Genomic DNA, 21,043 nt, shown 5'->3' with positions numbered 1-21,043 from the left:
TCTAGCTGTGAAAAGTAGGAGTTGGAAACTTTTTTCGGTTGCGATGCGTTATGCCTACTGTGGGGCCAGGTGCCATGAGCCCTGGCCCCACGTTGTGTCATTGATGTGTCTTCGAGAAGAACTCGTTGATGCGTACAATTAATAAAAGCAACTAATAGATGTAGAGAGCGAAAAGCGAACCCACTGTATGGACAAGAAAAAGGTGTTCCGGTTTGCCACCGTTGCCGGCATCATCCTGATTATCCTCTTTGCTATTACTCAGCTGGCGGATGATTCCCGGGAATACCGCGAGGTGGATACGTCCGTTGCCCTGACCCAGTTGGATAAGGGCAATGTCACGGAAGCTCAGATCGACGATCGCGAACAGCGAATTCGCCTCACCCTGAAGAAGGGCGTGGAGGTCGAGGGCACTGAGGACGTCACGAAGGTGATGACCAAGTACCCAGCGCGTGCGACCGACCAAGTCTTTGACAAGGTCACCGCCGCCGAGGGCATGGAGAAGTTCGATACCAAGGTCACGCAGGATTCCTTCCTGATGTCCACCTTGGGCTTCCTGCTGCCGATGGTGATCTTCTTCTTCGTCATCATGTACTTCTTCAGCCGCATGCAAGGCGGCAAGAACGGCATGTTCGGCTTTGGTGGCAACCGCGCCAAGCTGCTGAACAAGGAGACCCCGACCAACACGTTCGAGGATGTTGCTGGTGCCGATGAGGCCGTCCAGGAGCTCGACGAGATTAGGGATTTCCTGCAGCACCCAGCTCGCTACGAGGAGCTCGGCGCGAAGATTCCGCGTGGTGTTTTGCTCTACGGTCCTCCAGGTACCGGTAAGACCTTGCTGGCCCGCGCCGTCGCTGGTGAGGCAGGAGTGCCTTTCTACACCATCTCGGGTTCGGACTTCGTTGAAATGTTCGTCGGTGTCGGTGCCTCTCGTGTCCGTGACCTGTTTAATCAGGCCAAGGAAAACAGCCCGTGCATTATCTTCATCGACGAGATCGACGCCGTCGGCCGCCAGCGTGGTGCCGGCATGGGCGGTGGTCATGATGAGCGTGAGCAAACCCTGAACCAGCTGCTGGTGGAGATGGATGGTTTTGGTGATCGTCAGGGTGTGATCATCATGGCTGCGACCAACCGTCCGGATATTCTCGACCCGGCGCTGCTGCGTCCGGGCCGTTTTGACCGACAGATTCCGGTGGGCGCACCAGACCTGAAGGGCCGCGAGGCAATTCTGAAGGTCCACGCCCGGAACAAGCCGCTTGGACCGGATGCGGATCTGACGTCGCTGGCGAAGCGCACCGCCGGTATGAGCGGTGCTGATCTGCAGAACGTGCTGAATGAAGCTGCGCTGCTGACCGCTCGCGTCAACGGCAACATCATTACTGCGGATGCGCTGGAAGAGGCAGTCGACCGAGTTATCGGCGGTCCGCGCCGTACCTCCAAGGTGATTTCCGAGCAGGAGAAGAAGGTCACCGCCTACCACGAGGGTGGCCACACCCTGGCTGCGTGGGCGCTGAAGGACATTGAGCGTGTTTACAAGGTCACCATCTTGGCTCGCGGTCGCACTGGTGGACATGCGCTGACCGTCCCCGAGGACGACAAGGGCATGTATAACCTGCCAGAGCTCTTTGCCCGTCTGGTCTTCGCCATGGGTGGTCGCGCTGCCGAGGAGCTGGTGTTCGGATTGCCGACTACCGGTGCTTCTGCCGATATCGAGCAGGCCACCAAGATTGCTCGCGCCATGGTGACCGAGTACGGCATGTCGCCGGAGCTCGGCCCGGTGAAGTACGGGGAGGAGCAGGGCGACCCGTTCGTCGGCCGCGGTGGCAGCGGCTCTTTGGACTACTCTCCGGAGGTGGCAGCAACCATTGATCAGCAGGTTCGTTTGCTGATCAATAAGGCTCATGACGAGGCCTACGCCATCTTGAAGGAAAACCGCGACACTCTCGATGTTCTGGCTGAGAAACTGCTGGAGAAGGAGACTCTGCGTCGTCCGGATCTGGAAGTTATCTTCACCGATGTCGTTCCCCGTGAGCGCCTGAACTTCTTCGATAGCGACACTAAGCACCCGGCCGATGGCCGCGAGCCGGTGAAGACACCGGTGGAGTTGGCAATCGAGCGCGGCGAGGAACCGCCGAAGCGTGTCAACATCTTCGCGCCGGTGCGCCGCCGCGAACCGGAGAACCAGGACGCGGGCAACAACGGCAATGGTCAGGGGCCGGCAGGCTCCGCTGGTGCCGGTAATGCTAGTGTCCCGGGTTTGCCGGGCGCCCAGCAGGACCGACCGAATGTTCCGGTTTACGGTGGCACCCCACCGCCGGCTGGTTGGACCGCTCCAGGTTGGCCGCCGAAGGATACCGGCAGCACGCACAGTTCGGCTCCCGCACCGGCACCGGCGCCTGCGCCGACTCCTCGCCCTGATGGGCAGAACCAGCCGGGTTCGCAGGAAGGCCAGGGCAACGCGCGTGGCCAGCACCCGGGCACTGCTAACTACCCGGCAGGTGCGCCGGACTTCGGCTCGAAGGCAACCGGTACGGGTAGTAACGGTGGCAACGGCCCCGCGAATATCCCTGCCCCTCCGAAGATGCCGTGGGACAGGCAGGGCGGACGTCACCGCCAGGACAACTCTGGCAGCGATGCCACCCCGACTACGGTGATGCCGTCGGCAGGACAACAGCAGGAGCTGCGCGGATTCCGCCTGCCGGATAACGAGCAGCCGGAACACACAGAACGTCCGGAAAACCCGAAGAACGCCGACAATTCCGATGACAAGGGGGCACAGATGCACGATTCGGATAAGGACGGCGTCGTCAAGCGAAACGAAGACAACAGCGCCTGGCAGGACAAGCCGGACACCAACGAGGAGCGATAAGTACACATCATGGAGCGCGAATTCGATCAGGGGCGGGCCGAGGCTGCGGTTCGTGAACTGTTGATTGCCGTCGGTGAGGATCCCGACAGGGAAGGCCTGAAGGAGACACCGGCGCGAGTGGCGCGAGCCTACCGTGAGGTTTTCGCGGGCCTGTTTGAAGATCCGTCTGAGGTGCTGGCAAAGACCTTCAACGAGGATCATCAAGAACTCGTTTTGGTGAAGGACATCCCGATTTACTCCACCTGTGAGCACCATTTGGTGCCGTTCTTCGGCGTTGCCCACATTGGTTACATCCCGGGCAAGGACGGTCGTGTGACGGGCTTGTCCAAGCTCGCTCGTCTGGTCGATGGCTATGCGAAGCGCCCGCAGGTGCAGGAACGTCTGACCAGTCAGGTTGCGGATGCCTTGGTGGAGCGGCTGGATCCGGCCTCGGCGATCGTCGTCATTGAAGCGGAGCATCTCTGCATGGCCATGCGCGGTATCCGCAAACCGGGTGCGCGCACGGTGACCTCAGCCGTCCGCGGTGGCTTCAAGACGGATGCCCGTTCGCGCGCAGAGGCAATGGCGCTCATCCGCAAGAGCTAACGCAACAGTTAAATGGTCGATTGGAAAGGCTGGACAACAAGGTGACTGAATCCCCCTTGCAAGCGCAGGCAGGACAGCCGGCGGAGATGGGTATCGAGAATCAGCTCTGCAAAGTGATGGGCATTGTCAACGTCACCGAGGACAGCTTTTCCGATGGCGGCCTGTACAAGACCTTCGACGCGGCGATTGCCCATGCGCACGAGCTGCTCGCTGAAGGCGCACATATTCTCGACATCGGTGGCGAGTCCACTCGCCCCGGCGCACACCGCGTTTCCGAGGATGAGGAAATTGCCCGAGTCGTGCCGGTGGTCCGTGAGCTCGCGGCAGACGGGCACCTGATCAGCGTCGATACTATGCGCGCAAGTGTCGCAGAGGCAGCAATCGCCGAGGGCGCGGTGTTCATCAACGATGTCTCCGGCGGTCTCGCAGACCCCAACATGTACGCAGTCTGCGCCGATGCCGATGTGCCCATCTGCCTGATGCACTGGAAGACCGATCGCTTCGGCTCCGCTTCTGGACGCGCCGAAACTCACCCGGACGGCATTGTCGCCGATGTCCGTGAGCACCTGCTTCAGCTTGTCGACGGTGCCATGGGCGCCGGCATCGTCGAGGAAAATATTGTCCTGGATCCAGGCCTGGGCTTTGCCAAAAACGCCGATGACAATTGGGCGCTCCTCCACGGCCTGCCGGAGCTTATTGACCTCGGTTTCCCCGTATTGGTCGGTGCCTCCCGCAAGCGTTTCGCCGCCGCCGTCGGCAGTGAGGCTCGCGCGCCAAAGCAGGCTGATGCTGCGACTACCGCAATTTCCGCGCTGTCCGCAGCGGCGGGCGCATGGGCGGTTCGAGTTCACAATGTGGCCGACAACCTCGACGCAGTGCGGGTGGCGCAGGCATGGAACCTTGGCCGCTCACTGACCGGTTACACCGCGGCCGGCGACTATCCGGAAGGTGGCTCTAACCGCGCTGCACAGCACGATGAGTCTCCTGCTGAATCGCCAGCCGAGGCGGCTCTGGAAGGAGACGAGTAGAAACAGTGGCTGATCGCATTGAACTCAAAGGTCTGAAAGCCCGCGGCTACCACGGCTGTCTCGACTTCGAGCGCCGCGATGGCCAGGACTTCATCTGTGATGTCACCCTGTGGTTGGATTTCTCCGGTGCCGCTGCCAGCGACGAGCTGGACGACACCGTCAACTACGCCGACATCGCAGCCACAGCGCACGGAATTTTGACCGGCACTCCGCGCAACCTCATCGAAACCGTCGCGACCGAGATTGCCGAAGCAGTGCTTGCCGACGACGATGGCCGCGCCGAACGCGGATTGTCCCCACTGTTACATGCGGTGGAAGTAACCATTCACAAACCGCATGCGCCCATTCCGCTCGACTTTGATGACGCTGCGGTAACAGCCCGCCGTTCGCGGAAGAAGCGGTTGGCATGATTCGCGCCGTTCTTTCTATCGGCGCGAACATGGACCGCGCGCGAGAAAACCTAACTGGTGTGCAGGCCTTCTTCGCCGATGAATTGGTCGCAGCCTCAAAAATTTATGCCACCCCACCTTGGGGTGGGGTAGAGCAGGGTGACTTCCTCAATGCCGTGCTCATTGTCGATACGTCCCGGACACCAATGGAGCTGCTGGAAGCTGGTTGGAAACTGGAAAATGACGCTGGTCGAGTGCGCGAAATTCACTGGGGACCACGGGCGCTCGACGTGGACATTGTGCAGGTCATCGACAAGGACACCGGCGAGGAGATCATCTCTGACGATTCGACTCTGACCCTGCCGCATCCGTGGGCAACCGAGCGTGCCTTTGTACTGGTGCCGTGGCTCGATGCCGACCCGGATGCCGAATTGGGGGGAGTTCGGGTCGCGGCACTCGTCGATAAGCTGGCACCTGAAGACGTAAACGCAGTGCGTCTAGCAGACAGCGCGGATGGAGAAGAGGCCTAGAGATGAAACCGACCTCACCGATTACGTTGGCTGCATCTGCGCTGGTTCTCGCACTGGCGTCATGGATGATCGTGGCACAGTTTTTCGGTGCGCTCGGGCCACGAAGTTGGTGGGACCTGGGGTTTCCCTGGTTGCTCACAGCTGTCTGTGTGGCGGCAGCGCGGTGGATTAAGTCGGTGCTGAAAGAGGGGAAGGTCGGGCAGGATCGCAGCCAGGTGCAGCCGTTAACGTTGTCGCGATGGCTGGTGGTCGGTACGGCATCCGCATGGTTGGGGGCGATTCTCGGAGGTTTGTACGCCGGTGGCGTGCTGTGGGCTTTGCCGAAGTGGACGGAGCTTGCGGCTGCACAGGCCGACGGGCCGATCATGATTGTCGGCACAGTATCCGGCATTTTGCTCGCTGCGGCGGGGCTGTGGCTGGAAAAAGTTTGCCAATTGCCAACTGATGGCGAAAATTCTTCGCCTCCTAGCGGGGAAATGGGAACTAACTCGGTAGGGTGGGAGTTATGACTGACCTCTCCAACGCCGGTAATGACCCGAAGCGCTCGGGTGATGCCGCATATTTTCAGGGCGACGCGGCAGCTACTTCGTCGGATATGGCTGAGTCTCCGTCCCCGTCGCCTTCTTCAGCTTTCGAAAGCTACTCCGCTGGGGCTAACTCCGGGGCTGATGCGGCATATGCAGATGAGCAGAGCAATGATGTGACGAAATTTAGTTCTTCCGATGGTATGACGGAGAAAACCGCCGTCATTCTCATGGTTGTGCTGCTGGTGCTCGCGGTGATTGCCAGTATCGTCATGCTCTTTGCCAGCTCTGCCGGCTGGATGAAGGTTGCCGTGCTGCTGGCGTTGTGGTCGGCAGTTATCGGGGCTGTGCTGGTGACTCGATACCGCAAGACCATTGCGCTGGAGCGCAAGCGGTTGGAGACTATCGAGGAGCTGCACAAGGTGGAGCTTGACCGCGAGCTGGCCACTCACCGTGAGCAGGAACTGATTCTCGAGCAGAACTACTTGGATTCGCTTGAGGGCAACAATGATGACAACATTGCGGCGCTACGCGCTGAGGTCTTTGCACTGCGTGCCCAGCTTGCTGAGTTCATGGGGGAGGATTTCGACGACGAGCAAGTTGCTCTTCGCGCCCAGGCCGAGCGTCTGCGTGAGCTCGACTCGCCACATCAGGTCTCGCCGATGAAGGATCCGACCGGTCACGACCGGCCGACACCACGCGCGACTTCCCACCGCGCTGAGATGACCGCTAACGGCACTGTCGGCGCTCATACCCAGCACGGCGGCACTGGCTCCACTTCCTCCGCTTCGCCGGTTGAAGATGCCGAGGCCACCGACATGCGCCGTACATTCTCGCCGTCTGGCCAGCCGGTTGACGTCCACGAAGTCGCCGATTCCAAGGATGACGAAACCGTTTCCAAGGAGAAATTCTCCACTAACTCTTTCCGCGCCATCAACTGGCAGGAAACTCCGGCGGAGGATGCCGCAGAGGATGAATCTCAGGGCGGCGCTCACGAGGCACACGGTGCACGCCACCCATTCGCTGCACCGGAATCGGACGATGCCTCGGACTCTCCGACTCGCCAGCTGCAGGCCATTCGCGATGAGGACCTTGCAGAAGAGTCAGCTCAAAAAACGGCGCAAGAGCCTGCAAGCCACGGTCGGCGCCGTGCTGAGGACAACAAGGGCAGCCTCACTGTCGCCGAGCTGATGGCGCAGATGCGCAAGAAGAGGGAGCAGCGCGAGGACGAAGAAGCCTAGCCGCCAGCTGCGTATGCGCGGCCTACTCACCGCACATAGCTGGTTTGGTCTAACCTAGTCAGTCATGACGCAAAGCCAGCATGATTCCCATCCCCATCGGACAACCGCTCCGCGGTTGACGGTGGGGATTATTTCTGCCGGAAAAGTCGGGGTTGCGCTCGGCCAAGCGCTAGAGCGCTGTGGGCATCGTGTCACCCATGTGGTCGCGCGCTCACCAGAATCGGTCACACGAGCACATCTACGCCTCCCGAACGCCCAGGTCAGTAGCATTGCCGACACAGCTTCCACCTGCGAGCTCATCGTCATCGCCGTGCCGGATCGCGCCATCGCCGAGGTTGCCGAGGAAGTTGCCCGCCACGTCGGCCCCGGACGCATCGTCATGCATACTTCTGGATCCCTCGGGCGTGCCGTGCTCGATCCGGTCGCGCTCACCGGCGCGCTGACCATCGCAGCCCATCCCGCAATGACGTTCGCAGGGCTTGACGACGACTCCGAGCTTCTGACCGGTTGCCCATGGGGCATCACGGTTGGGGATGAGCTCGCGAAAACAGTCAGTGAACTGCTCATTGGTGAACTCGGTGGTCGTCCGGTGTTCATCAACGAACGGCACCGCGGCCTCTATCACGCGGCTATGGCCCACGGCTCAAACGGTCTCGGCGCAGTTGTGGTCGATGCAGTAGAAATGCTGGCAACCACTATCGGCGGAGATGCGGCAGCCGAAGACACCGACCTAGCTGAACTGCGTCGAGGCCAGGCCGCCGAACTGCTCCGACCACTGCTTGAAGCTTCATTGGACAATGCCTTGAGGTGGGGTTCCCGGGGGCTGACCGGCCCGGTGACGCGGGACGACCTTGGAACCGTCGTCAAGCATGAACGCGAAATTGAAGCGGTGGCGCCGGAAATGGGAACCGCCTACCTGGCTCTTGCCGAGCGCATCGCCGAGCTGCGCGGCGCCAACGAAGTTTTGCGGTACCTGCGCCGATGAGCTGAGCGGGCTGGTTGTTCTGGTCATCCGGGATGTGGCGTAAGGTATTGCCGTCGGACGAAAAGTTTGGTCCGGTAGATCTGAACGCGGAGGAAACATGACGGGGTATACCGCCGGAGAGACAACTGTTCACAGGACTATTGCGGGAATCGCGCAGGTCACCCGTGCGTTGCGGAAGACCGGGCGGCCGGTGGTGCTCGTACCTACGATGGGTGCGCTACACCAGGGGCACCTTGAACTAGTACAGGCCGCGAAGACACTGCCGCGCGCTGTTGTGGTGGTGTCGATTTTCGTCAATCCGCTGCAGTTCGGTGAGGGGGAGGACTTTGATGCCTACCCGCGGACTCTGGATGAAGACGTGGAGAAGCTCCGCGCTGTCGGTGCTGAGCTGGTCTTTGCGCCGAACGCGAAGGAGATGTACCCCAACGGTTTCCGCACGACCGTGCAGCCGGGGCCGCTGGCTACTGAGCTCGAAGGTGCTACTCGCCCGGGGCACTTCGCCGGTGCGTTGACAGTGGTTAACAAGCTTTTCAACATCACCAACTGCACTGATGCCGTTTTTGGTGAGAAGGACTACCAGCAGCTGTGCCTGATGCAGCAGATGGTCACTGACCTGAATATGCCGGTGCAGCTGCACGGTGTGCCAGTGATTCGCGAGGCCGATGGGCTGGCTATGAGCTCCCGCAACCGCTATCTTTCCGAGGAGCAGCGCAATCTCGCAGTAACCCTGTCCGCTGCGCTGACTGCCGGCGCTTTTGTCGCGGACCGTGGTGCGGATGCTGTGCTGGAAACCGCGCGTGGCGTGCTCGCCAGCCAGCCTGAGGTCGAGTTGGATTATTTGGAGCTGCGTGACGCTGCGCTCGCCCCGCTTTCCGACGAGGTGTTGCGCGGCGACGGCCAGGAGACTGAAGCTCGCCTACTGGTTGCTGCGAAGGTCGGCACTACTCGTCTCATTGATAATGTTGGCTTGATTCTGGGTGCGCCGCGCCCGGATTCGGCAAACGGTTTCGGTCAGCTCGGGCAGAAGGACGCCGAAATTGCGTCAGCGGCCCTGTCGGCTGCGGGGCTGGACGGCGAGCTGACTGAGCAAGAGGCTGCTGAGTTGGCTGAGCTGCAGGAAAAGGTCCGCGCTGCTCGGGATGCCCGCCTGAAAGATGAGTCCAGCAAAGAAAACCTGAAGAACGCCGGCTTTGGCGTTGAGCAGGACAGCGAGTAGGACGGCTTTTCGAAGTAGTTTTTCGTGGCTGGGAAGTTGTCGTATTATAGTGTGCCGACTAACAACCTGCCACGCTAAGGGGTGCCGCGGTAGGCAAGCATCCAGGGGACGAATCCAGGAAGGGACCTACCTTTTTCATGTTTCGCACTATGTTGAAGTCCAAGATTCACCGTGCCACGGTGACTCAGGCTGATCTTCACTACGTTGGATCGTGCACGATTGACGCTGATTTGATGGAAGCGGCCGACCTGCTTGAAGGTGAAGCCGTCGACATCGTCGATATCAATAATGGCAACCGGCTTACTACTTACTGCATTACCGGAGAGCGCGGCTCGGGCATCATTTCTATCAATGGTGCCGCCGCTCGTCTGATATCGCCGGGTGATCTGGTTATTATCATCGGCTACGGAATGATGGATGACGCTGAGGCGCGTACGTACAAGCCGAATGTCATCTTCGTCGATGAGGACAACAAGATTCTGGAAAGTGGCAATGACCCGGCGGATGTGCCGGAGGGTTCTGATTTGAAGAATCCGCGTAGCCCGGAGAACCAGGGCTAGTCCACGTAGCCCGCAGAGCTGGGGCTCGACTGCGTAGTTGGAGAGAAGAGTCGAGCCGGAGAACCGCAACACCAGGGTGTTCACTTTGCGTTAAAGCGCAAGTCATTAGACCGTCAGCTAAAGCTCATTGGCGAGTTGATTTTTAGAAACCGAAAGGTAACGCAACGTCCTTAGCTTCTTAGAGGATCTAAAAGTTTTAGTTTTCCATTTCCTCACCTAGTCGAAGCTATACAAAGGCGGTCTCCCCGTGGTTCGTATTGGCAAGAATCTGCTGACAAATCCTTTTGCTACCTCTCGCAGCTCTCTGACCTGCACTTACAAGTGTGGTAATGCCTGTGCTGACGATGCTCCGAACGAGTTCTCGGACAACCAGTACTTCGGTGATGTTGCGAAGGAGGCGTTCTCCCAGCGCGCATTCTCCCGTCGCGCGGCACTGAAGGTCACTGGTGCTAGTGCTCTTGCGGTCGGCGGTGGCGCCGTGCTGGCCGCTTGCTCCTCTGATGATTCGGGCAGCGCCGCAGGTGGCTCCGACGCCTCCGGTACCGCTGCTGCCGGTGACGGTAGCAAGGACGAATCGCCGGAGGGTATGCGTTTCGAAGCCGTCAAGCCGAACACGGAAGACGCAGTCGTTATCCCGGACGGCTACGAGCAGAATGTTCTGATTCGCTGGGGCGACCCAATCCACGAGGGTGGCCCGGAGTTCGACTTTGACAAGCAGACTCCGGAAAACCAGCTGAAGCAGTTCGGCTTCAACAATGACTTCGCTGGCCTGATTAAGGCTGAAGACGGCACACTGCTGTACGTTTGCTCGCACGAGTACACCACCGAGCCGATGATGTTCCGTGCCTACAAGAAAGAAGATGCCACTAAGGAGCAGGTCGACATCGGACTGGCTGCCCACGGCCAGACCATCCTTGCTGTGGAAGAGGATGACAAGGGATTCCTGAAGCCAATTCTCAGCGACAAGCGTAACCGTCGCATCACTGGCTTCACCGAATTCACAGTTGACGGCCCGGCTGCTGGTCACGATCTGCTGAAGACCAAGGCTGACCCGACCGGTATGAAGGTCGAGGGAACTTTGAACAACTGCTCCGGTGGTGTTACTCCGTGGGGTACCTACCTGTCCGGTGAGGAGAACGTTGACCAGTACTTCGGCAACGTTGGCAAGCTCAAGGACGAGGACGCAGTTAAGAAGCTCAAGCGCTACTCGGTCAAGAATGAAGAGCTGTCCGACCGCGCGTGGGAGAAGTACTACGACCGCTTCGATGTCTCCAAGGAGCCGAACGAGCCGAACCGCTTCTTCTGGCTGGTAGAGATTGACCCATCTGACCCGAACTCCACCCCGGTCAAGCACACCGCAGTGGGCCGTTTCAAGCATGAAGCCGGTCAGATTTACGTCACCGACGACGGCACGGTCGTGTGCTACTCCGGCGACGACGAGCGTTTCGAATACATCTACAAGTTCGTCTCCTCCCGCAAGATTAAGGAGGGGGACCTCAAGCACAACATGGGCATTCTGTCCGAGGGCACTCTCTACGTCGGTAAGTTCAACGGTAATTCCGAGTCCGAGATTGACGGCTCCGGTGAGCTGCCGAAGGACGGCCGTTTCGACGGTGACATTGAGTGGCTTCCGCTGATGACCGCCAAGGCAGACGGCAAGCACGAGTCCCACGTTGATGGCATGACCGCCGAAGAGGTCTGCATCTACACCCGCATCGCCGGTGACAAGGTCGGTGCGACCCGTATGGACCGCCCGGAGGATATCGAGCCGTCTCCGAAGACCGGTAAGGTCTACGCGGCGCTGACCAACAACAAGTACCGCGGTAAGGCGGGCGCGAAGGACGACAAGGGCAAGGAACGCAAGGATGGTGCAGGGCGCCCGCTTGCCGACGCCGTCGAGGTCGCACCAATCACCGAGAACAAGAATGGCCTTGTTCTGGAGATGGAAGATGACCACGCCGGTACCAAGGGCAAGTGGAACCTCCTGCTGGTCTGTGGTGACCCGAACGAGGCTTACACCTACTTCGGTGGCTTCGACAAGGAATCGGTCTCGCCAATTTCCTGCCCGGACAACGTCGCCTTTGACGAGTACGGCAACCTGTGGGTTTCCACCGACGGCAACGCGCTGGACTCCAACGACGGCCTTTTCGCCGTTGCCGTCGAAGGCGAGCGTCGTGGTGAGACCAAGTGCTTCCTGACTGTTCCGGTTGCTGCAGAGACCTGTGGTCCGCAGATCTTCTCCAACCGCGTGATGGTCAACGTCCAGCACCCGGGCGAAATCGAGACGGATCAGGGTCATCCAGTCGGCGACAACCCGGACCCGACCACCAACCCGACCTCGCACTGGCCGGACGGCGGCAAGGAGCAGCCACGCCCGGCCGTCGTTCAGGTTGTACGCACTGATGGCAAGAAGATTGGTGTGTAGGTTGCCCTTGGCAAGGAGCTAAGCAGAAACGCGCGGATTAGCGCGTAGACCTATCGCGGCGCGTCTCGAACGAAAATAATGTTCGACGGCGCGCCGCGACTGTATTCGGTAGAAAGCTAGTAATCGGGCGTTTACTTAGCGCCACCACACTATCGATGGGATTAATCCTAGTGAACAGCATTGTCATAATCGGCATCATCCTCGTTGTCATCGGGGTCATCGTCGTTGTTGTAGCGCGTCGGAATACTCAGGTTCCGGGTTCTGATCGGGAGCGCTTCGTCGACCCGCTGATGACTGATGAGTACCGTAAGTACGGTCCAACCTCTGTCGCGCCGGGCGCAATCCTGAATTACGGTGGTGCCTCCCATGTTGTGCGCGGATCCCTTGAGCTCTCTCAGGGGCCGTTCCGCTGGTGGGAACATCTCGTCGATGGTGGGGCGGATGGTTCTTGGTTCGGCGTTGAGGAAGATGAAGGTGAAGTCATCCTCACCTGGTGGCGCAAGCTTCCAGGTAGCTTCGAACCAACTAATCCCATCGTTGTCGACGGTGTGGAGTACTGGGAGGAGGAGCGGGGAACCGCCCGCTACACCGCGATTGGCACCACTGGGCTGCCGCCGGAGGGGGCTACGGACTTCGTCGACTACAAATCCGGTGACGGTCGCTTGCTCGGACTGGAACGCTACGGTGACTCGATGTGGGAAGCGTCCACCGGTATTAGGATTCTCCCCGGTGAGATTGATGTCATGGCAGCGCCGGACCATAATCCGGACGCGGACAATCGCTAGTGGCGGTCGCTATGTCGCTGGCAATTCTAGATGTGCCGTTCAAAGACACTGCTGCGGAGCAACTCCGCATTGCTTTTGACGGCCAAGTCCCGGACACCCTCTGCGAGGCGGTTATCTCTCACCCCGACGGCACAACACCGCCGCTGACGCTCGGAGTCCTCGGAGCGTCGCATGTGGTTTTCGTCGGTAAGCGGGAGAACCCGTGCTTTACCGAGGAGATTTCCTGTACCGCGGCACACGGCGTGCCCCTGAGTGAGGCGGGAGTGATGGTGAAAGCTCGTGTGGAGAACCTCTCGCCAGAAGCCTTCGTTCAGCGCGCAGATGCTTTACGACGCGAGTTCGGTACAGGGCATCCTCATTCGGTTGTCGCGGAGTTCCCCGGTTCGCCCGGCGCGCTGACTGTGTTGGCTGCAGAGCCGATTGAGCAGGGGTATCGCTGGGATACGTGGCACGGCTACCCGCCGGGGCAGCTCGTGTGGACGTCGAATACTTGGACTGCCGTCGCTGGTAACCATGGGGCCGAGGCAGACCGCGTAAAGGGAGGTTCCTGAGTCTATGGGACGCGGAAGTATTGGTTACGCACTGATCGTTGTCGGCATTGTGGTCACTCTGGCCGGTTTCTTCGTCGGCGGGAAATCTGCGGAAGAGAGGATTAGCGAGCGCTATCAGTCCGCGCCCGGAGCAGCATCTGCGACGCAGGTCAGCAGCGGAATTGATCGACGTTGGACCTGTGGCGACCGCGACCCCATTGAGGTGGGGCGTGAGCTGAAAGAAGAGATTAAGCCACAGGCTTACAACGAAGATGGCGGGGCAGCGTACCTGAGGACGAAGAAGCACCTGTTCATCGTTTCGCGTCAGACCCCTGAGGCAGGGTCAAAGGACACGTGCCTGATAACCAGAGAATCACTTAGTGGCCGCTATTCGGGTGGGCACTTCATCTATCTCGGCCCCGGTTTCGGTCCCTCCGCCCCCTCCGGCGGTTCGGGTGGATCGGCCGGATCATTCGGAGGAGCGAAATAAACATGGGACCAGTAACGTACATGGACACCACCGGGACGGCTATCCTCACGGCGCAGTCGGAGACATCGGAGCCAGCGCAGTCGGTCGTGGCCTCAACTGTGGGCGAGCATCTGGCCGTCGGAGTGCCGGCCACCGTCGGTTACTTCCTTGCGGGTGCCCTAGTGCTCGTAGTTGGATTCATTGTCCTTGATCTGATTACTCCTGGGAAACTGCGCGACCTGGTGTTTCTCGAAAACCGTGCGGGCGCCGCGATGATAGCGGGCTCACAGCAGATTGCGCTGGCCTGCATTGTCGTTTCGGTAATCCGCGCATCCGACGACGCTCTGATGATTGGCCTGGGGGAGACCCTCGTTTACGGTGCACTCGGCATTGTGTTGCAGGCAGCATCGCTGCTGGTGCTGGAAGCTCTGATTCCGGGGCGCTTCCGCGATGTCGTGATGGACGCGAAGGTACGCCCCCGAGCGGTGTTGGCCGCGACCACCTTCATTGTTATCGGTGTGATTAACGCGGTGGCGCTGTCATAAATGGAGACCACCACGACTTCCCGGCGCTGGCGGGCTCTCCTGCTGGGCTCTGTGGCGGCCTGTGCTGCCTGCGGCCTGGTTTATGAGCTGGCACTACTGGCGCTGTCGGCTTCTCTTGGCCGCGGCGACGTCGTTGCGAATTCCCTGATTGTGGCCGGTTATGTCGCAGCGCTGGGTTTTGGCGCCGTGGCGGCGAAGCCGTTTGTGCGCCGTGCCGCGGTGTCTTTCCTCGGTATCGAGTGTGCTTTGGGTTTGCTTGGCGGTGTGTCCGCAACCGCTCTGTACTGGGTATTTTCGGTTACAGGTGAGAGCCTCGGAGCATTGGTCGCCGCCACTTTCATAATCGGAACGCTGGTTGGTGCCGAGGTGCCATTACTCATGACACTTCTGCAGACCGGCCGGACGTCCTCCGCCGAGGACACCGGTCGCGTGCTGGCGAATCTCAATGCTGCGGACTACTTCGGAGCCTTGGTCGGCGGTTTAATCTGGCCATTTGTGCTCCTGCCTACGGTGGGCATGCTGAAGGCCACTGCCATCGCTGGACTGATTAACGTCACCGCGGCATTGATAATCGCCGCGCTGCTACTGAAGCAGATGTTGACCCGCCGGGCACTGGTCGCATCTGTCGCCGCCCTCGTCGCGGCACTGGTTGGGTTGGTAGCGTTGCTGGCCGGAATCCGGGACATTGAGGCGACCGCCCGGCAGTCGCTCTACGCCCAGCCCATTGTTTTCGCCAAGCACTCGAAGTATCAGGACATCGTCGTCACTCGATTTGGCGGGGACCGGCGGCTTTATCTCGACGGGGGATTGCAGTACTCCAGTCGTGACGAGTACCGCTACACCGAGTCGCTGGTCTACCCGGCGGTGGATAAAGAAACGAAGTCGGCGTTGATTCTCGGCGGAGGCGATGGGTTGGCTGCCCGGGAGCTGCTGCGGATGCCCAACATCGAGCGCATTGTTCAGGTCGATTTGGATCCGGACGTCATCGAGGTCGCCCGCACTGTGCTGCGGGAAGATAACCGTGGCAGCCTGGACAATCCCCGAGTGGAGAAGATTGCTGCGGATGCTTTCGCATGGCTCCACGAGCAGGCACGTGGTAAGGCGCAGGTGCAGAAGTTCGACGCCATCTATGCAGACCTTCCCGATCCCGACAACGCAGTGCTAGCCAAGCTCTACTCTCAGGAGTTCTATGGGGTGATCCGCACGGTGGCCGCGCCAGGCGCGAAGCTGGTGGTGCAGTCGGGTTCGCCGTTTTCGACGCCGCAGGCCTTCTGGCGCACCGACAGTTCGATTCGCGCCGCAGGCTGGTCGACCACTCCGTACCACGTGCATGTTCCCACCTTTGGGGACTGGGGGTTTGTACTCGCGCAGGCCGGGCCTGAGCCTCCTACGCTCGAGCTTTACGACGACGCCCCGCCGCTGAAATTCCTCACTCCTGACGTGGCCCGGGCTGCGACCGTGTTCGGTGCCGATAACGGTCCGCAACAATTGGAACCGTCGACACTTGCTCATCCTCGAATTGTGGAGGATATTCGTCGAGGTTGGCGGCAGGCAGGGGAGTAGCCCGCCGAGTATTTCGCAAAGGGGCGGGCGAGTAGCAGGTCGGCGGTGTAGTCGGCTAACCTTTATAGCCGTGACTGACGCGAAGAAGACCCCTGAAAACACCGCCACCGTTCCTGAGCAGCTGCGCATTCGCCGCGAGAAGCGTGACCGCCTGCTCGAGGCTGGAATTCAGCCGTACCCGGTTGAGGTTCCCCGTACTCACTCTCTCAAGGATGTCCGTGAAGAGTGGGGCCACCTCGAGGCTGGCGAGGAGACTCAGGATGTCGTGACCGTCATTGGTCGTGTCATGTTTATTCGTAACACCGGCAAGCTCTGCTTTGCCGCTCTGCAGGAGGGTGACGGCACGACCCTGCAGGCCATGCTTTCCAAGGCTGAGGTCGGCGAGGACGCCCTGGCTGCTTGGAAGTCGGACGTAGATATGGGCGACTTCGTCCTCATTACTGGCCGCGTAATTTCTTCGCGCCGCGGCGAGTTGTCTGTGATGGCTACCGAGTGGCAGATGGCCTCGAAGGCTCTGCGTCCGCTGCCGGTGTCGTTCGCTGATCTGTCCGAGGACAGCCGCGTGCGTCACCGCTACACGGACCTGATTATGCGTGAGCAGGCTCGTACTAACGCACTGACTCGCATCAAGGTCATCCGCGAGCTGCGCCACGCACTTGAGCGTCGCGGTTTCCTCGAGGTCGAAACCCCGATGCTGCAGACTCTGCACGGCGGTGCAGCTGCACGTCCGTTCGTGACTCATTCCAACGCTTTGGACATCGATCTCTACCTGCGTATCGCGCCGGAGCTTTTCCTCAAGCGCTGCGTCGTCGGCGGTATGGAGCGCGTTTTCGAGATCAATCGCAACTTCCGCAACGAGGGCATCGACTCCTCGCACAGCCCGGAGTTCGCGATGCTGGAGTACTACGAGGCATTCGGCACCTACGATGACTCCGCCCGCACCGTCCGCGAGGTCATTCAGGAAATCTGCGTCGCGGTCTTCGGTTCGACGACCGTCACGCTTGCCGACGGTACGGAGTTCGACTTCGGCGGCGAGTGGAAGCAGATTGAGATGTACCCGTCGCTGAACGAGGCACTTGCTCGCAAGTTCCCTGGTCAGCCGGAAGTCACTATTGACTCGACCGTCGAGGAGCTAAAGGCAATCGCCGATGTGATTGGCCTTGAGGTTCCGGAGAAGGGCGGCTGGGGCCACGGCAAGCTGGTTGAGGAAATCTGGGAGCTGCTCTGTGAAGACCAGCTCGACGGTCCTATCTTTGTCCGCGACTTCCCGGTCGAGACCTCTCCGCTGACTCGTCAGCACCGCTCCAAGCCTGGCGTGACCGAGAAGTGGGATCTTTACGTCCGTGGCTTCGAGCTGGCTACCGGCTACTCCGAGCTGGTTGACCCGGTTGTCCAGCGTGAGCGCTTTGAGGATCAGGCGCGACTGGCCGCTGGCGGCGACGACGAGGCCATGGTTCTGGATGAGGACTTCCTGCACGCAATGGAGCAGGGCATGCCGCCGACGACCGGTGTGGGCATGGGCATTGACCGCCTGCTGATGGCCCTGACCGGCCTTGGCATTCGCGAAACCGTGCTGTTCCCGATCGTGAAGCCGGAAGCGTAAGCGACGTTTCTTTTTAGCATGTAGTCTGCAGCGGTCAGCCGGAAAACCACGGCTGGCCGCCGAATTCATGTGTAGTTATCCCGGTGTTATCACCGGGATTATTTTTATCCCGTAATTTCTTCACCCATGACTTCGGTAAATGGGAATAAGAGAATTAATCGGCGATCCGTATTGCGCTTGGGAGCAGCAGCGGGAGCAGTAGCGAGTGCGGGTGCCGTAGCGGTGGCCGTCAGTAGCGTCGGGACGCGAGCAGTTGCATCGGCGGCTCCGAACCAGGCGCCGTTTCCATTAACAGGTTTGACCAGTGGCCTCGTGGTGACGGACCTGGAAGTCGTGACCGTGACCGATACGTCGGTGACATTTTCGTGGGCGACGTATGCAGGCCCACATCCAGCGTGGGGGAAGCTGGCTCCACTGGCGCCGGCCGACACTGAAGTTGCGCTAGTGCCAGTCGATGCCGATGAGGGCGGCGAGCTACCCGTGGTACATAAGGACGAGACGCAGGTTGGCTACCACTTTGTGACCGTCGATAAGCTGCGGCCTGGGACCACGTACCGTTTCGAATGTCGATCGAATGGGCTGGTCGCAGAGCCGGGATTAATTACCCGAAATCTCCCCAATACACCCGAGCAAACTGGACAGTTCACGACGTTGGTCGCTCCGGAAGGGGAGTACCTGACCACGATTGCCATCCTCAATGACACGCATATTGGCGAAAATGGGCATGGTATTATCACCGGCAATTTCCCCGCGCCTATCTTTTCTGAACCGGGTGCCGGACCGTACCCCGAGGTCATGCTGACAGCTGCTCTCGCCGAGCTGCGCGGGATGGGGATTGAAAAGGTTTTCGTCAACGGTGATGCCACGTCGGAAGCACGTCCGGCGGAGGTGCGTCGATTTGCCGAGATTATGAATACTTTTGGTGCTCAGGAGCGGCAGTGGTTTGTCACCCGCGGCAATCATGATCGTCCGCATAAGCCGGATGCCGATTCGTCTGCTGGCTACGACGAATTTCCGGTTTTGGAGGGCACCGAAGATCATCGCGATCCCTTCGGAGTCCTACTGGGGCGTCCGCGACAGGAACTGTGGGTCACTCAGCAGGGGCCGGTCCGCGTCATCGGTCTGGATTCATCGAAGTTGGATGAGTCCGGCGGCGAAATTAGCCCGGGACAGTTCGATGCACTAGAGCAAGAACTACAGCGCGACCCCAACAAGCCGACGGTTGTGCTGGCTCATCACCCAATTACTTCCGAGGCTGGCTGGACAAATGCTGCCGGCCCCATATTCATTCTCAATAGCGCTGATGCACGACGTTTGCAGCAGCTGCTTAACGACGCTCCGGGTGTATTCTTCGCGGGAGCAGGTCACACCCACCGTGCAAAGCGTACTCGCGGTGATTTTGGTGCCGGCGTTGATTATTTGGAGACCGGCGCGTGCAAGGCATACCCCGGTGGCTACACACTGCTGCATGTCTACTCCGGTGGTTACCAGGTTAATTTCCATCGTTTGAGCAGCGAAGATGCGCTTGCATGGACTGCGCGTGCCCGTTGGGCGATGTACGGCTTCGAGCCCGAGGCGCTGCTTGGTGAGCTCGCTGATCGCAACTACGTTGTTAACCGCGTTATCGCCTGACAAGTTAGAAACCTGAAAGTTTTCTGTTGCTTGGCAATGTTTTTTCAATTCCTGTGACAACGGTCACGTGATTCATTTATTGTTATGCCAGTAATAGTTCTGACTCGAAAGGCCATGATCACATGAGCGAGAAGAAGAACCGCGAAGATTCGACTGTCGGCCGCAATAACCCTGGTCGCGACGCTATCGGAGCGGCAATGCGGTTCATCACGTCGATTACTGGTTCGGACTTCGCCCAGAAGTACGACCTTCAGCCAAAGATCGACCGCGTGGTGTACCAGTCCACCAAGTCCGGTTTTAAGACCCTTGGTGCCGCGAACCGTCAGTTTAAGAAGATTTCCGGTTCCGGTAAGCCGGAGCGTCCGGCTGAGGAAGCCCAGGCTGCACAGGAGGCCGCAGCCGAGGAGAAGGCAAAGAAGCTCTTCGACCTCACCCCGACCGAGGATCAGCAGATGATCGTCGAGACGGTTAAGGAATTCGCTGAGTCTCGTCTGCGCGAGGTTGCTTATAAGTCCGACCACGAGGCAACTCCGCCGGAGAACCTCGTCTCTGAGGCTTCTGAGCTGGGCGTCACTATGATCAACGTCCCGGAGGCTTTCGAGGGCATCGCTACCGGCGAGGACGTCACCACCAACGCGCTGGTCGCGGAGGCTCTGTCCTACGGTGACATGGGTCTGGCTCTGGCAGTGCTGGCTCCGGCCGGTGTCGCTGCCACCCTGACCGCTCACGGCTCCGACTCGCAGCAGAAGACCTACCTGCCGGCATTCGCTGGCGAGAACGTCCCGGCTGCCGCTGTTGTGCTCGCAGAGCCGCGCCCGCTTTTCGACGCACGCAAGCCTGAAACCACCGCAAAGCGCGAGGGCGATTCGCTGGTCCTCAACGGTGTTAAGTCCTTCGTTCCGAACGCCGGCGCAGCTGAGCTGTTCATCATCGGTGTTGAGCTCGAGGGTAAGCCGGCTCTGGTTATCGTTGAGTCCGACACTGAGGGGCTCCACGTTGAGGCTGACCCGTCCATGGGTCTGCGCGGTGCCGCAATGGGGCGCGTCATCCTGAAGGACGTCAAGGTTCCGGCTGAGAACATTCTCGGCGGCGCTAGCACCTCGGCTGCAGATCGTGAAGAGGCATACCTCGACATTCTGCGTCGTTCCCGCCTCGGCTGGGCAGCTCTTGCAATGGGTACTTCTCAGGCAGTTCTCGACTACGTCATTCCTTACGTCAACGAGCGTCAGGCATTCGGCGAGCCGATTTCCCACCGCCAGGCAGTGGCCTTCATGGTCGCCGACATCAAGATTGAGCTCGATGGTCTCCGCATGATCACCCTCCGCGGTGCTTCCCGCGCTGACCAGGGTCGCGGCTTCGCTCGCGAGGCAGCTCTGGCTAAGACCTTCGCCACTGAAAAGGGTATGAAGATTGGTTCCGACGGTGTGCAGCTGCTCGGCGGACACGGCTTCACCAAGGAGCACCCGGTTGAGCGTTGGTACCGTGACCTCCGCGCAATTGGTGTCGCCGAAGGCATCGTCGTTCTGTAAACCGCTAGATACTTCAGCCGAAAAGAATTAAGAGGAAA

The 21,043-nt window shown here is 59.9% G+C and carries 18 protein-coding genes and 1 pseudogene; all 19 read left to right on the top strand.

What is annotated here, in order from left to right; all coding sequences use genetic code 11:
* The first annotated feature begins 187 nt into the window (after window positions 1–187).
* The 19 genes and pseudogenes from ftsH (at window position 188) to HMPREF2849_RS02595 (ending at window position 21,005) form a co-directional block, all read left to right on the top strand.
* Window positions 188–2,866, top strand: coding sequence for an ATP-dependent zinc metalloprotease FtsH (gene ftsH, locus HMPREF2849_RS02685; protein WP_069358994.1), 2,679 nt, complete (start codon window positions 188–190; stop codon window positions 2,864–2,866).
* 9 nt (window positions 2,867–2,875) lie between these two features.
* Complete coding sequence (folE, locus tag HMPREF2849_RS02680; RefSeq protein ID WP_016421488.1) at window positions 2,876–3,451, top strand: GTP cyclohydrolase I FolE; 576 nt, start codon at window positions 2,876–2,878, stop codon at window positions 3,449–3,451.
* A gap of 86 nt (window positions 3,452–3,537) precedes the next feature.
* Window positions 3,538–4,479 carry a dihydropteroate synthase gene (gene folP / locus HMPREF2849_RS02675; protein WP_016421487.1) on the top strand — a complete coding sequence of 314 codons (942 nt, stop codon included), beginning with the start codon at window positions 3,538–3,540 and terminating at the stop codon, window positions 4,477–4,479.
* 5 nt (window positions 4,480–4,484) lie between these two features.
* On the top strand, window positions 4,485–4,889 hold the full coding sequence (gene folB / locus HMPREF2849_RS02670; RefSeq protein ID WP_016421486.1) for a dihydroneopterin aldolase: 405 nt from the start codon (window positions 4,485–4,487) through the stop codon (window positions 4,887–4,889).
* On the top strand, window positions 4,886–5,398 hold the full coding sequence (folK, locus tag HMPREF2849_RS02665; RefSeq protein WP_070429765.1) for a 2-amino-4-hydroxy-6-hydroxymethyldihydropteridine diphosphokinase: 513 nt from the start codon (window positions 4,886–4,888) through the stop codon (window positions 5,396–5,398). Before folB ends, folK begins: the two co-directional genes overlap by 4 nt.
* Window positions 5,399–5,400: 2 nt before the next feature.
* Window positions 5,401–5,907: a DUF3180 domain-containing protein gene (locus HMPREF2849_RS02660; RefSeq protein WP_049190665.1), complete on the top strand. Its 507-nt coding sequence runs from the start codon at window positions 5,401–5,403 to the stop codon at window positions 5,905–5,907.
* On the top strand, window positions 5,904–7,163 hold the full coding sequence (locus HMPREF2849_RS02655) for a DUF6779 domain-containing protein (RefSeq protein ID WP_070862569.1): 1,260 nt from the start codon (window positions 5,904–5,906) through the stop codon (window positions 7,161–7,163). The genes HMPREF2849_RS02660 and HMPREF2849_RS02655 overlap by 4 nt, the downstream gene beginning before the upstream one ends.
* 64 nt (window positions 7,164–7,227) lie before the next feature.
* Window positions 7,228–8,148, top strand: coding sequence for a Rossmann-like and DUF2520 domain-containing protein (locus HMPREF2849_RS02650; protein WP_070653291.1), 921 nt, complete (start codon window positions 7,228–7,230; stop codon window positions 8,146–8,148).
* Between the two features lie 97 nt (window positions 8,149–8,245).
* Window positions 8,246–9,187: pseudogene (gene panC, locus HMPREF2849_RS02645) on the top strand (pantoate--beta-alanine ligase); the annotation flags it as partial.
* Window positions 9,188–9,501: 314 nt separating this feature from the next.
* The gene (gene panD, locus HMPREF2849_RS02640; protein WP_016421480.1) at window positions 9,502–9,924 is read left to right on the top strand and encodes an aspartate 1-decarboxylase; all 423 of its coding nucleotides are present in this window, start codon (window positions 9,502–9,504) and stop codon (window positions 9,922–9,924) included.
* A gap of 247 nt (window positions 9,925–10,171) precedes the next feature.
* Window positions 10,172–12,349, top strand: a complete 2,178-nt coding sequence (locus HMPREF2849_RS02635) for a PhoX family protein (RefSeq protein WP_049171890.1) — start codon at window positions 10,172–10,174, stop codon at window positions 12,347–12,349.
* Window positions 12,350–12,519: 170 nt separating this feature from the next.
* Entirely contained in the window at window positions 12,520–13,134 is a 615-nt protein-coding gene (locus tag HMPREF2849_RS02630; RefSeq protein ID WP_168157921.1) for a DUF4178 domain-containing protein, read from the top strand.
* Window positions 13,135–13,145: 11 nt separating this feature from the next.
* On the top strand, window positions 13,146–13,685 hold the full coding sequence (locus HMPREF2849_RS02625) for a DUF2617 family protein (protein ID WP_083280594.1): 540 nt from the start codon (window positions 13,146–13,148) through the stop codon (window positions 13,683–13,685).
* A gap of 4 nt (window positions 13,686–13,689) precedes the next feature.
* Window positions 13,690–14,154, top strand: a complete 465-nt coding sequence (locus tag HMPREF2849_RS02620) for a DUF4247 domain-containing protein (RefSeq protein WP_069358987.1) — start codon at window positions 13,690–13,692, stop codon at window positions 14,152–14,154.
* Window positions 14,155–14,156: 2 nt separating this feature from the next.
* Window positions 14,157–14,678 carry a DUF350 domain-containing protein gene (locus tag HMPREF2849_RS02615; RefSeq protein WP_083276369.1) on the top strand — a complete coding sequence of 174 codons (522 nt, stop codon included), beginning with the start codon at window positions 14,157–14,159 and terminating at the stop codon, window positions 14,676–14,678.
* Window positions 14,679–16,241 (top strand): polyamine aminopropyltransferase, encoded by a 1,563-nt coding sequence (locus tag HMPREF2849_RS02610; RefSeq protein WP_070862568.1) that lies wholly within the window; start codon window positions 14,679–14,681, stop codon window positions 16,239–16,241.
* Between the two features lie 70 nt (window positions 16,242–16,311).
* On the top strand, window positions 16,312–17,844 hold the full coding sequence (gene lysS / locus HMPREF2849_RS02605) for a lysine--tRNA ligase (RefSeq protein ID WP_016421478.1): 1,533 nt from the start codon (window positions 16,312–16,314) through the stop codon (window positions 17,842–17,844).
* A 297-nt stretch (window positions 17,845–18,141) separates the two neighbouring features.
* Window positions 18,142–19,476, top strand: coding sequence for a metallophosphoesterase family protein (locus tag HMPREF2849_RS02600; RefSeq protein ID WP_246822089.1), 1,335 nt, complete (start codon window positions 18,142–18,144; stop codon window positions 19,474–19,476).
* 122 nt (window positions 19,477–19,598) lie between these two features.
* Window positions 19,599–21,005 (top strand): acyl-CoA dehydrogenase family protein, encoded by a 1,407-nt coding sequence (locus HMPREF2849_RS02595; protein ID WP_016421476.1) that lies wholly within the window; start codon window positions 19,599–19,601, stop codon window positions 21,003–21,005.
* The last annotated feature ends 38 nt before the right edge of the window (window positions 21,006–21,043 follow it).

It is taken from the genome of Corynebacterium sp. HMSC073B01 (genome assembly GCF_001838255.1).
Taxonomy (GTDB): Bacteria; Actinomycetota; Actinomycetes; order Mycobacteriales; family Mycobacteriaceae; genus Corynebacterium; species Corynebacterium jeikeium_D.
The sequence above is the reverse complement of the archived record's forward strand: the minus strand, read 5'-3'. Positions and strand labels throughout refer to the sequence as shown.

Coding starts and splice junctions, on each gene's coding strand:
- ftsH (WP_069358994.1), top strand. CDS start 188: ATGGACAAGAAAAAGGTGTTCCGGTTTGCCACCGTTGCCGGCATCATC.
- folE (WP_016421488.1), top strand. CDS start 2,876: ATGGAGCGCGAATTCGATCAGGGGCGGGCCGAGGCTGCGGTTCGTGAA.
- folP (WP_016421487.1), top strand. CDS start 3,538: ATGGGTATCGAGAATCAGCTCTGCAAAGTGATGGGCATTGTCAACGTC.
- folK (WP_070429765.1), top strand. CDS start 4,886: ATGATTCGCGCCGTTCTTTCTATCGGCGCGAACATGGACCGCGCGCGA.
- HMPREF2849_RS02660 (WP_049190665.1), top strand. CDS start 5,401: ATGAAACCGACCTCACCGATTACGTTGGCTGCATCTGCGCTGGTTCTC.
- HMPREF2849_RS02655 (WP_070862569.1), top strand. CDS start 5,904: ATGACTGACCTCTCCAACGCCGGTAATGACCCGAAGCGCTCGGGTGAT.
- HMPREF2849_RS02650 (WP_070653291.1), top strand. CDS start 7,228: ATGACGCAAAGCCAGCATGATTCCCATCCCCATCGGACAACCGCTCCG.
- panD (WP_016421480.1), top strand. CDS start 9,502: ATGTTTCGCACTATGTTGAAGTCCAAGATTCACCGTGCCACGGTGACT.
- HMPREF2849_RS02625 (WP_083280594.1), top strand. CDS start 13,146: ATGTCGCTGGCAATTCTAGATGTGCCGTTCAAAGACACTGCTGCGGAG.
- HMPREF2849_RS02620 (WP_069358987.1), top strand. CDS start 13,690: ATGGGACGCGGAAGTATTGGTTACGCACTGATCGTTGTCGGCATTGTG.
- HMPREF2849_RS02615 (WP_083276369.1), top strand. CDS start 14,157: ATGGGACCAGTAACGTACATGGACACCACCGGGACGGCTATCCTCACG.
- HMPREF2849_RS02610 (WP_070862568.1), top strand. CDS start 14,679: ATGGAGACCACCACGACTTCCCGGCGCTGGCGGGCTCTCCTGCTGGGC.
- HMPREF2849_RS02595 (WP_016421476.1), top strand. CDS start 19,599: ATGAGCGAGAAGAAGAACCGCGAAGATTCGACTGTCGGCCGCAATAAC.